Source organism: Bradyrhizobium sp. Arg237L, from assembly GCF_029990105.1.
Classification (GTDB): Bacteria; Pseudomonadota; Alphaproteobacteria; order Rhizobiales; family Xanthobacteraceae; genus Bradyrhizobium.
This window is the reverse complement of the sequence record NZ_JAQMIL010000131.1, coordinates 1-11,499: the sequence shown is the minus strand read 5'-3', so window position 1 is coordinate 11,499 and position 11,499 is coordinate 1. Positions and strand designations below refer to the sequence as shown.

Genomic DNA, 11,499 nt, shown 5'->3' with positions numbered 1-11,499 from the left:
CCGATCACCTCAAAAGCTCTTGTGCCACGGGGGCCGTCCACATATGGGTCCCGGGTCAAGCCCGGGACGACAGCAGGCGGAGCTACGCCGCGTCGATGCGGCGGAAGCCGTTCCAGACGGCGGTGGCGGCGCCGGAGGTGAGGACGGGGATGATGCGCGCGTCCTGGTAATTGCCGTTCAGCGAGACGCGTTGCAGGGCGGTCAGGTGATCGGCGCTTTCCGGGAAGATCATGCCCGGCCGCGTCGTCACTGCGGTCTTGAAGCCGGCGGCGTTGGCAAGGGCGAATTCGCGTTGGCCGGCGGCGATCTTGTCGCCATAGGGATAGGCGAAATGCAGCACCGGCCGCGCCAGCGCCGCTTCGATCCGCTCCCGGCTGGCGGTCATCTCGAACGCCGCAACTTCCTCGGACTGCCGGGCGAGATTGCAATGGGTGATGGTGTGCGCGCCGATTGTTACCAGCGGATCGTTGGCGAACTCCTTCAGTTCGCCCCAGGACATGCAGAACTTGCGCGCGATCGTCATCTCGTCGACATCATGGCGCGCGCACAGCGCCGAAACCTCGCGCTGGACATCCTGCTCGCCCGGCAAGCTCCGCAACCAGTCGTGCAACTGCTCGAAAGCTGTGTGTTTTGCCTCCGGCGTCGAGGTATCGATCGGCGTCATCGTTCCGCCGATCGGCGCCTCGATCGCGGCCGCCTTGGCGATCACCTGCTCCAGCGCGATCCACCACAGCCGGCCGGTCCCTTCCGCGAAATCGCTGGCGGCATAGACAATGAACGGCGCGTCGAACTCGCGCATGACGGGCAGTGCATGGTCGCGGTTGTCGCGATAGCCGTCGTCGAAGGTGAAGCAGGCAAAGCGCCGCGCGAAATCACGCTCGGTCATCCGCCGGTGCATCTCGTCCATGGTGACGATGTCGATGTCGAGCGAGCGCAGATGTTCCAGCATCGCGCGCAGGAACTCCGGTTCAACCTCGAGATGATGGTTCGGCTGGAACTCATCGTTGCGGCGTGGCCGGACATGGTGCAGCATGAAGACCGCCCCGACGCCTGCGAAGATTGGTCGCAGCAGGAAATGGGCTCCCGAGAAATACAGCGCTTCGAGCCCGGCGCGGATAACGGTTTTTCTGAGCTGTTTTTTCATCCGGGAAATCGGCCGGCCGGTTGCATTACGGAGCGAAATTAGCGAACCACCGCTGAACAAACGGTTAGCCGGCCCGGTTATACGCGGCTCTTTGCCAGACGCGGTATTTCGGGTTTGACAGTCAGCCAAGGGTTTGTTTTCTCTCTGGTTCCGGAGCCAGGACCCCGAATGCACGAACTTTTCAAGTGGAGTCGCAAGTGGTGGCCGGGCGTGATTCCGCTGGTCATCTGTTGGGGTATCGCGGCCTGGACCTCGACCGCAACCGTGGAGGCTGATCTCGCCGCGCGATCAAACGCCGCGCTCAAGGACACCATCCTTGACAAGCGCAGGATCGCGGTCGCCGGGCGGGACGTGACTTTTGCCGCCGAGGCGTTCTCGGAGGAGGGCCGTCAGAGCGCGGTAGCCTCCGTCGAGGCGGTGCCCGGCGTGCGCCTCGTCAATGACGGGACGCGGCTCGTTCCCGAAGCAAAGCCATTTGTCTGGTCGGCCGAGCGCGATGTCGTCCGGGTGACGCTCACCGGCAGTGCGCCGTTACCGTCGAGCAAGGGCAAGCTGCTCGAAGCGGCCCGCAATACGCTTGGCGGTGTCGAAGTCGCCGACCAGATGTCGCTCGCCCGCGGCGCGCCGCCGCGCTTCGACAGCGCGGCGCTGCTGCTGCTCGACCAGATCGGCAAGTTGAAGGATGGCAAGATCACGCTGACCGATACCAAGGTCAACCTGTCCGGCATGGCGCGCGAGCTCGGCGGGCGCGAGGCGATCGCGGCGGCGTTGCGGAATCTGCCCGAGGGCTACTCGGTCGCAGCCAATGACATCAAGGCGCCGCCCTACATCTTCCAGGCCTACAAGGATCCGGTCGCGGTGACGCTGACGCTCACCGGCAATGTGCCCGACAACAACGCTCACGCCGGGCTCGTCGCGGCCGCCGGACGCAAGTTCTTCTCGGAGAAGGTCGTCGACAACCTCAAGGCCAGCGTGGGCGCTCCTTCCGGCTTTGCCAACGCCGTGGTGCCGGCGCTCGGCGCTTTATCGCGGCTGTCGACCGGCACGCTCGTGGTGACCGATCGCGAAGTCAAGCTGTCGGGCGACGCCTTCTATGATGCCGCCGCCAACCAGATTCGCGCCGGCCTCGGCCGGGATTTTCCGCAAGGTTGGCAATACAAGGCCGATATTTCGGTGAAGCCGGCGGCCTCCCCGGTGGATGCGACCGTGTGCCAGCAGCTCTTCACCGAGCTGCTGTCGAAGGCGAGGATCCGCTTTGAATCGGGCAAGGCCGATATCTCCGCGGATTCCGTCGGCCTGCTCGATCGCCTGACCGAGACCGCGCTGCGCTGCCCGAATGCCACGATCGAGATCGCCGGCCACACCGACAGCGACGGCGACGAGAGCGCCAACCAGGCGCTCTCCGAACGGCGCGCCGAGGCGGTGATGGACTATCTGGTCAAAGCGGGCCTGCCGGCGACGCGCTTCCAGGCGGTCGGCTATGGCGCCACGCAGCCGCTTGCCGGCAACGACAGCGAAGAAGGCAAGGCGCAGAACCGCCGCATCGATTTCGTGGTGAAGTGATGGCCTATCTGGCGACGTTCTTCTGGGGTTGGCTGCTTGCGGCGCTGTTGATCGGCCTTGCGATGGGCTGGATATCGGTGGTGCAGCGCGGGGAAGGGGTGTCACGAAAGCTGGCGCGATGGCTGGCGCTGCTTGCGGCGATCCTGATCGCCCTTGCGCTCGGCCACATCGTTCCCGGCCGCTTCGGCTATTGGCTCGACCTGTTCCTGATCATGTTCGCGCTCTATCTCGCCGGATGCCTGGTGGGATCGTGGCTGCGTGACTGGGTGGTGTCGCGCAGCCAGCCGGCCAGATGAGGTGGCGAGTTGCGGCTGCCAGGCGGGTTTCGTGCTCCCGATGGCTGCTGCCGGGACGTTCGGTCGCATCGGTGGTGGGCTGGCCACGGCCCGCGCCTGCGTGTCAACTCCTTGTCGGATCGGCGAGAATGCAGCAAAACTGTGCACCTGCTGTCATGAACTCCCCCTAATGTGTTGAAGATGCGCGTTTTATCGTCGCCAGACGAATTCCACTTCGACCCGAAACGCGCTACGACAGGCGGGAGGGAACAGCGGAGCGTCGGCGGGGTTCGCCCGGTAGCCGTCGTCGCGGGATCGCAATTCGAGGTCTAGATGCTGGAAGCAATCCGCAGGGCGATCGCGTTTCTGCGCCAGAAGCAGGTCCTGCACAAATTGGGCGTTGCGATCAGTATCACGGTCATCGCGATCGCGTGCTACGTGCTCTATCACATGCTGCGCGGCATCGACACCAACGAGGTGCTCGAGGCCATCAAAAGCACCGAGCCGCGCCAGATCGCCCTCGCGGCGCTGTTCGTGGCGGCCGGCTATTTCACGCTGACCTTCTACGACCTGTTCGCGGTGCGTGCGATCGGCCACAGCCACATTCCCTACCGCATCAATGCGCTCGCCGCCTTCACCTCCTATTCGATCGGGCACAATGTCGGCGCCAGCGTCTTCACCGGCGGGGCGGTGCGCTACCGCATCTATTCGGCCTGGGGGCTGAACGCGATCGACGTCGCCAAGATCTGCTTCCTGGCCGGGCTGACCTTCTGGCTCGGCAATGCCGCCGTGCTCGGCATCGGGATTGCCTATCATCCGGAGGCCGCCGCTTCGATCGATCAGCTTCCGCCCTGGCTCAATCGGGTCGCGGCATTCACGATCATCGTCGCGCTGGTGGCCTATGTGGTCTGGGTCTGGACCCAGCCGCGGGTGGTCGGGCGCGGGCCCTGGACGGTGACGCTGCCGGGCGGGCCGCTGACACTCTTGCAGATCTGCATCGGCATCATCGACCTCGGGTTCTGCGCCCTGGCGATGTACGTGCTGGTGCCGGACGAGCCCAATCTCGGCTTTGTCGTGGTGGCCGTCATCTTCGTCTCGGCGACGCTACTGGGCTTTGCCAGCCACTCGCCGGGCGGCCTCGGCGTGTTCGACGCCGCCATGCTGGTCGGCCTCTGGCAGATGGACCGCGAGGACCTGCTCGGCGGGATGCTTTTGTTCCGGATGCTCTACTATATTTCACCTTTTGTCATATCTGTAATCTTGCTGACGTTTCGGGAGCTTATCCTCGGAGCGCGAATCAAGCGCCTGCGCCATTTGGGAGCTGGCTCCGACGCCAAACCGCGGCATGAGGCCGTTTATGTCCGCGAGCGCGGAGACACCAGCGCCTGACGCCGCCGCCTGAACAGGAAGAAGCCGGCTCAATGGCCCTTCACGAATCCTCTTCCTCCTTCTTTTCGCCGTGGCCCGACCGGCTGCGGCACTCGGCTATTGTCCTGCTTGCGGCGGGGCTGGCGCTCAGCGTGCTGGTCGCGCTCGATGAGCTCTCGCTGATCCGCGCTTTTGCGGTGTTCCTCTGCATCGCCGCCGCGGCGCTGGTGCCCTGGCGCCTGCACGACGTGGCGGCCTCCCGCGAGGATACCCGCAGCGTCAACCCGGTCGAGAACGGGGCGGTTGCCGCCGTCGTCGCCGGCATGCCGGACCCGGCGGTGCTGCTCGACCGCGCCGGGCGCGTCATCCATCTCAATGCCGCGGCGGCCCAGTTGGCGCCGGCGCTGCGCAAGAACGAGTTGGCCCAGTTCGCGTTGCGCTCACCGGAGATCATCACCGCGCTGCGCGAGGCGATCGCCACCACCGAGCCGCGCCGCGCCACCTATCTCGATCATGTCCCGGTCGATCGCTGGATGGAATTGGTGATCACGCCGGTGCCGGTGCCGACCCTGTTCGGCGGCACCGACAAGTGCATGCTGATGACCTTCCACGACCTGACGCCGCTGCGCCGGGTCGAGGAAATGCGCGCCGACTTCGTCGCCAATGCCAGCCACGAATTGCGGACGCCGCTCGCGGCGCTGTCGGGCTTCATCGACACCCTGCAGGGACCGGCCAGGGACGATCCGCGGGCGCGGGAGCGCTTCCTCGGCATCATGCACACCCAGGCCACCCGGATGGCGCGGCTGATCGACGATCTGTTGTCGCTGTCGCGGGTCGAGCTCTCGGCCCATGTCCGCCCCGACACCTGCGTCGACCTGATCCCGATCATCCGCCAGGTCGCCGACGGCCTGGAGCCGCTGGCGCGCGAGCGGCAGGTCGTGATCGAGATCCAGCTTCCCGAGACGCCGGTCATGATCGCGGGCGACCGCGAGGAGCTGTTGCGGCTGTTCGAAAACCTGATCGAGAACGCCCTGAAATACGGCGCCTCCGGCGGCAGGGTGATCGTCTCGCTCAAGGAGGCCGCCTCCGGCGAGGGCGCCCCGGAGATCCGGGTCCTGGTGCGGGATTTCGGTCCCGGCATCGCCCCGGAACACCTGCCGCGGCTGACCGAGCGCTTCTACCGGGTCGACGTCGGCGACAGCCGCCTCCAGGGCGGAACCGGGCTCGGATTATCCTTGGTGAAACATATTCTTAACCGTCATCGCGGCCGTCTCTTGATCGAAAGCGTGCCGAAAAACGGCGCTACTTTTACCGCCTGTTTTCCCCAGGTGAAGACCGCCGCAGCGGCATAAAATCAAGCAATTTCAATTGCTTGAATGTGTCATCCAACTGTCACCCAACCTTCGTAAAACGAGCATCGACCGCTCCTAAACGGACCGGCGTGAGCGCGATCGGGCGCATCCGGCGCTTCGCTCACAGGATTGGAGACCACCCCATGAATTTCTTTAGGACAATCGTCGCTGCCGGCTTGGTGGCCGTTTCGACGTCGGCCTTCGCGGCCGATATCACTGGCGCGGGCGCGACATTTCCGTTCCCGATCTATTCCAAATGGGCGGACGCCTATAAGAAGGAAACGGGCAACGGGCTGAATTATCAGTCGATCGGCTCGGGCGCCGGCATCAAGCAGATCCAGGCCAAGACTGTGACCTTCGGTGCCACCGATGCGCCGCTGAAGGCCGAGCAGCTCGAGAAGGACGGACTCGTCCAGTGGCCGATGGTGATGGGCGCGATCGTGCCGGTCGTGAACCTCGAAGGCATCAAGCCGGGCGAGCTCGTGCTGTCGGGCGAAGTGATCGGCAACATCTATCTCGGCAAGATCACCAAGTGGGACGATGCGGCGATTGCCAAGCTCAATCCGAAGCTGAAGCTGCCCTCTGACGCCATCACTGTCGTGCGCCGTTCCGACGGTTCGGGCACCACCTTCAACTTCACCGACTTCCTCTCCAAGTCGAACGCCGACTGGAAGTCCAAGGTCGGCTCGGGCACTGCGGTCGAGTGGCCGGTTGGCGTTGGCGCCAAGGGCAACGAGGGTGTTGCCGGCAACATCAGCCAGACCAAGAACGCCATCGGCTACGTCGAATACGCCTACGCCAAGCAGAACAAGCTGACCTATGCCGCGATGGTCAACAAGGCGGGCAAGACCGTGCAGCCGACCATTGCTGCGTTCCAGGCTGCTGCTTCCAACGCGGACTGGGCCAAGGCTCCGGGCTACTACGTGATCCTGACCGACCAGCCGGGCGATGCGTCCTGGCCGATCACCGCGGCGACCTTCATCCTGATGCACAAGGAGCCGACGGATAAGGCGGCTTCGGGCGAAGCCATCAAGTTCTTCAAGTGGTCGTTCGAGAAGGGCGGCAAGGCCGCCGAGGAGCTCGACTACATTCCGATGCCGGAAGCGGTCGTCAAGCTGATCGAAAAGACCTGGGCCTCGGACATCAAGAGCTGAGCCTCGCATCGAGAGCCTCGCGCCCCGTCATCTTCCGGGGCGCGAGTGCAGCAAGTGATCCCGGAATCCCAAGGGGTTCCGGGTCTGGTCCTCGGACCCAGAAGCGGCGCCGGATAAACTCGTCGGCAAGATCGCTCGACAAGAAGCGACCCTTCTATTGTATCAGTCAACACAGGGGATTGGCGTGGCAGACATGGCCGTTCAAAGCGACGTAATGGCAGCCTCCGGACCTTACGATCGTGCCAAGGCCCTCAGCGCCTTCAAACTCGGTGACATCACCTTCTACTGGATCACCCGAGCCTGCGCGATTTCGGTGCTCCTGATCCTTGGCGGCATCATTCTTTCGCTGATTGCCGGCGCCTGGCCGGCGATGAAGGAATACGGCTTCGCCTTCCTGTCGACGCAGCGCTGGGCGCCGTCGGCCGATCCGCCGGTGCTCGGTGCGCTCGGGCCGATCTATGGCACGCTCATCACCTCTATCATCGCGATGATGATCGCCATTCCCGTCGGCATCGGCATCGCGATCTTCCTCACCGAGCTTTGCCCGCAATGGCTGCGCCGCCCGATCGGCATCGCGATTGAGCTCCTGGCCGGCATCCCCTCGATCATCTACGGCATGTGGGGCTTCTTCGTGCTCGGCCCGTTCCTCGCCAACACCTTCCAGCCGTTCATGATCCGCCTGTTCGACGGCGTGCCGCTGCTGGGCGCGGTGTTCGGCGGCCCGCCGTCCTATCTCAGCCTGTTCAACGCCGCGCTGATCCTGGCGATCATGGTGCTGCCCTTCATCACGGCGATCTCGGTCGACGTGTTCAAGACAGTGCCGCCGGTCCTGAAGGAGGCGGCCTACGGGGTCGGCTGCACCACCTGGGAAGTCGTCCGCAACGTCGTGATCCCCTATACCCGCGTCGGCGTGATCGGCGGCATCATGCTGGCCCTCGGCCGCGCACTCGGCGAGACCATGGCCGTGACCTTCATCATCGGCAACTCGTTCCGCATCTCCTCCTCGATCTTCGCGCCGGGCACGACGATCTCGGCGGCGATCGCCAGCGAATTCGCCGAGAGTGACGGATTGCACCAATCGGGTCTGATCCTGCTCGGCCTGTTGCTGTTCGTGCTGACGTTCATTGTTCTCGCCTGTGCGCGACTGATGCTGATGCGTCTGGAAAAGAAGGCGGGGAACTGAGCCATGAATCCGATTTACAGGTCCCGCCGTCGCAACGACATCATCATCCGCGGGCTTTGCATCGCCGCTGCCGCGTTTGGGGTGACTTGGCTGGCGCTGATCCTGTTCACGCTGTTCTACAACGGCCTCGCCGGCCTCAGCCTCGATGTCTTCACCAAGAACACGCCGCCGCCCGGCTCCACCGATGGCGGTCTCCTGAACGCGATCGTCGGCTCGGTGATCATGACCGTGATCGGTGTCGGCATCGGCGCGCCGCTCGGCCTGTTTGCAGGCACCTATCTCGCCGAATACGGCAAGCATGACCGGCTCACTTCGGTGATCCGCTTCATCAACGACATCCTCTTGAGCGCGCCGTCGATCATCATCGGCCTGTTCATCTATGGCGCGGTCGTCGTGCCGATGGGCGGCTTCTCCGCGCTGGCCGGCTGTCTGGCGCTGGCGGTGATCGTCATCCCCGTCGTGCTGCGCACCACCGAGGACATGCTGCTGCTCGTCCCTAACCCGCTGCGGGAGGCGGCCTCCGCGCTTGGCCTTCCGCGCTCGCTGGTGATCAAGCGGATCGCCTATCGTGCGGCGCGCTCCGGCCTGATCACCGGCGTGCTGCTGGCGACCGCCCGCGTCGCCGGTGAGACCGCGCCGCTGCTGTTCACCGCGCTGTCCAATCAGTTCTTCAGCCTGAACCTGACCAAGACGATGGCGAACCTGCCGGTGACGATCAACAACTTCGTGCAGAGCCCCTACGCCTATTGGAAAGAGCTCGCCTGGAGCGGGGCCCTGCTCATCACCTTGACCGTGCTCGCGCTCAACATCGGCGCGCGCATCCTCGGCGCCGAAAGGAGCGCAAAATGACCGATATGACCGTATCGACGACCAGCCCGAGCGCGGCCATTCCCCAGAAATCGCTGCCGGAAGCGCCGCCGAAGGTGACGGCACGCAGCCTCAACTTCTATTACGGCGAGCACCACGCGCTGAAGAACATCAACCTGGCGCTCGGCACCAACCGCGTCACCGCCTTCATCGGTCCTTCCGGTTGCGGCAAGTCAACGCTGCTGCGGATCTTCAACCGGATGTACGACCTCTATCCCGGCCAGCGCGCCACCGGCCAACTGATGCTGGACCAGACCAACATTCTCGACCCCAAGCTCGATCTCAACCTGCTGCGGGCACGGATCGGAATGGTGTTCCAGAAGCCGACGCCGTTCCCGATGACGATCTATGAGAACATCGCCTTCGGCATCCGCCTTTACGAGAAGATCTCGAAATCCGAAATGGACGGCCGAGTCGAGAAAGCGCTGCGCGGCGGCGCGCTGTGGAACGAGGTCAAGGACAAGCTCAACGCCTCCGGCCTGAGCCTCTCCGGCGGCCAGCAGCAGCGTCTGTGCATCGCTCGCACGGTTGCGGTGCGGCCCGAAGTGATCCTGTTCGACGAGCCCTGCTCGGCGCTCGATCCGATCTCGACCGCCAAGGTCGAGGAACTGATCCAGGAGCTGTCGGAAGACTACACGATCGCGATCGTCACGCATAACATGCAGCAGGCGGCGCGCGTCTCCGACAAGACCGCGTTCATGTATCTGGGCGAACTGATCGAGTTCGACGACACCAGCAAGATCTTCACCTCGCCGAGCGATCGTCGCACCCAGGACTACATCACCGGCCGGTTCGGTTGAGGAGGGACATCATGGCTTCTGAACATACCGCCAAGGCGTTCGACAGCGATCTTCAGGAACTGACCCGTCTGGTCGCGGAGATGGGCGGGCTGGTCGAACGGATGATCACCGAATCCGTCGATGCGCTGATCCGCCGCGACATTGCGCTCGGCAAGCGTGTCGTCGCTTCCGACATCGAGATCGACAGCCTGCAGCGCATGATCGAAGAGCGCGCCGTGCTGACGATCGCCCGCCGCCAGCCGATGGCCGTCGACCTGCGCGAGATCGTCGGCGCGATGCGGGTGGCGACCGACCTCGAGCGGATCGGCGACCTCGCCAAGAACATGGGCAAGCGCGTCGCCGCGCTGGAGAACGACTTCCAGCCGCTGAAGCTGATCCGCGGCCTGGAGCACATGACCGACCTTGTGCTGTCGCAGGTCAAGTCCGTGCTCGACGCTTATGCCGCGCACGATCTGCCGGCCGCGATGAACGTCTGGAAGAGCGACGAGGAGGTGGACGCGATCTGCACCTCGCTGTTCCGGGAGCTCCTCACCTACATGATGGAAGATCCGCGCAACATCTCGTTCTGCATCCACCTGATGTTCTGCGCCAAGAACATCGAGCGGATCGGCGACCACGCCACCAACATCGCGGAGACGGTGTTCTACATGATCGAGGGTCAGCAGATGACCGACAAGCGGCCGAAGGGGGATATGACGACGTTCGCCACGACCGTTCCGGGCAACTAGAGCACATCCAGGAAAGTCGAAGCCGGTTTTCCGAAGAAGATCCTGCTCAAAACATCAAAGGAAGAGTGGGATGACGATTCAGGCAGAGAGTCATCCCGCTATAGGAGAAGCCAAGCCGATGAGCGCACGCATTCTGGTGGTCGAAGACGAAGAAGCGCTGACGACGCTGTTGCGCTACAATCTCGATGCAGAAGGCTATGATGTCGAAACGGTCGCCCGTGGAGATGATGCGGACACAAGGCTCAAGGAACGCATTCCCGACCTTGTCGTGCTCGACTGGATGCTGCCGGGGCTCTCCGGCATCGAGCTGTGCCGCCGTCTACGGGCGCGGCCGGAGACCAAGCAGCTCCCGATCATCATGCTGACCGCACGCGGCGAGGAAAGCGAGCGCGTGAGGGGACTGGCGACCGGCGCCGACGACTACATCGTCAAGCCGTTCTCGGTGCCTGAACTGCTGGCGCGGGTGAAGGGCCTGTTGCGTCGGGCAAGTCCGGAGCGGCTCGCCACCGTGCTCACCTATGGCGACATCGAGCTCGACCGCGAGAAGCGTCGTGTCGCGCGCTCGGGCCGTCCGATCGATCTCGGCCCGACCGAATATCGCCTGCTGGAGTTCTTCCTGGAGCATCCCGGCCGCGTGTTCAGCCGCGAGCAGTTGCTCGACAGCGTCTGGGGGCGCGACATCTATATCGACGAGCGCACCGTCGACGTCCACATCGGCCGCCTGCGCAAATTGCTCAATCCCGGCCGCGAGCAGGACCCGATCCGCACCGTCCGTGGCGCGGGCTACGCGCTGGACGATCGCTTCGCGAAGGCCGAGCAGTCGTAACTCGGCGACCTCAATCCGTAGCCCGGGTGCAGCGAAGCGTAACCCGGGAAAATCGGACCTGCCGATACAGCCTTCCCGGGTTGCGCTGCGCTTCACCCGGGCTACGCTTCTAATGCTGTTTGTTGAATGCGCTGACCGCGACGGTCTTTGGTCTCGTAGCCCGGGTGCAGCGAAGAGACTGGGCAAGAATCTTGGCTGATAGGCCGATGCGTGTACGATTCGGTTATGCCGAATCATAG

The 11,499-nt window shown here is 64.1% G+C and carries 11 protein-coding genes; 10 read left to right on the top strand and 1 reads right to left on the bottom strand.

Translation table 11 applies throughout. The features are described from left to right. Positions 1-82 precede the first annotated feature (82 nt). Positions 83-1,144 (bottom strand): polysaccharide deacetylase family protein, encoded by a 1,062-nt coding sequence (locus OZ411_RS41675; RefSeq protein ID WP_282532605.1) that lies wholly within the window; start codon positions 1,142-1,144, stop codon positions 83-85. 168 nt (positions 1,145-1,312) lie between these two features. Here OZ411_RS41675 and OZ411_RS41670 point away from each other — a divergent pair, with 168 nt between their 5' ends. The 10 genes from OZ411_RS41670 (at position 1,313) to phoB (ending at position 11,260) form a co-directional block, all read left to right on the top strand. Continuing rightward, the gene (locus tag OZ411_RS41670; RefSeq protein WP_282532604.1) at positions 1,313-2,707 is read left to right on the top strand and encodes an OmpA family protein; all 1,395 of its coding nucleotides are present in this window, start codon (positions 1,313-1,315) and stop codon (positions 2,705-2,707) included. Continuing rightward, positions 2,707-3,003, top strand: a complete 297-nt coding sequence (locus OZ411_RS41665; protein ID WP_282532603.1) for a hypothetical protein — start codon at positions 2,707-2,709, stop codon at positions 3,001-3,003. Before OZ411_RS41670 ends, OZ411_RS41665 begins: the two co-directional genes overlap by 1 nt. A 312-nt stretch (positions 3,004-3,315) precedes the next feature. Then, on the top strand, positions 3,316-4,371 hold the full coding sequence (locus tag OZ411_RS41660; RefSeq protein WP_130580564.1) for a lysylphosphatidylglycerol synthase domain-containing protein: 1,056 nt from the start codon (positions 3,316-3,318) through the stop codon (positions 4,369-4,371). Between the two features lie 32 nt (positions 4,372-4,403). After that, entirely contained in the window at positions 4,404-5,702 is a 1,299-nt protein-coding gene (locus OZ411_RS41655; protein WP_282532602.1) for an ATP-binding protein, read from the top strand. A 143-nt stretch (positions 5,703-5,845) separates the two neighbouring features. Further along, positions 5,846-6,856 (top strand): phosphate ABC transporter substrate-binding protein PstS, encoded by a 1,011-nt coding sequence (pstS, locus tag OZ411_RS41650; protein ID WP_130583019.1) that lies wholly within the window; start codon positions 5,846-5,848, stop codon positions 6,854-6,856. Positions 6,857-7,049: 193 nt separating this feature from the next. Next, on the top strand, positions 7,050-8,039 hold the full coding sequence (gene pstC / locus OZ411_RS41645; protein ID WP_282532601.1) for a phosphate ABC transporter permease subunit PstC: 990 nt from the start codon (positions 7,050-7,052) through the stop codon (positions 8,037-8,039). A gap of 3 nt (positions 8,040-8,042) precedes the next feature. Continuing rightward, positions 8,043-8,888: a phosphate ABC transporter permease PstA gene (gene pstA / locus OZ411_RS41640; protein ID WP_130583021.1), complete on the top strand. Its 846-nt coding sequence runs from the start codon at positions 8,043-8,045 to the stop codon at positions 8,886-8,888. Next, positions 8,885-9,706, top strand: coding sequence for a phosphate ABC transporter ATP-binding protein PstB (gene pstB / locus OZ411_RS41635; RefSeq protein ID WP_282532600.1), 822 nt, complete (start codon positions 8,885-8,887; stop codon positions 9,704-9,706). Before pstA ends, pstB begins: the two co-directional genes overlap by 4 nt. A gap of 11 nt (positions 9,707-9,717) precedes the next feature. Further along, positions 9,718-10,434, top strand: a complete 717-nt coding sequence (phoU, locus tag OZ411_RS41630; protein ID WP_282532599.1) for a phosphate signaling complex protein PhoU — start codon at positions 9,718-9,720, stop codon at positions 10,432-10,434. Positions 10,435-10,552: 118 nt separating this feature from the next. Next, on the top strand, positions 10,553-11,260 hold the full coding sequence (phoB, locus tag OZ411_RS41625; RefSeq protein ID WP_028163454.1) for a phosphate regulon transcriptional regulator PhoB: 708 nt from the start codon (positions 10,553-10,555) through the stop codon (positions 11,258-11,260). Positions 11,261-11,499: the final 239 nt, after the last annotated feature.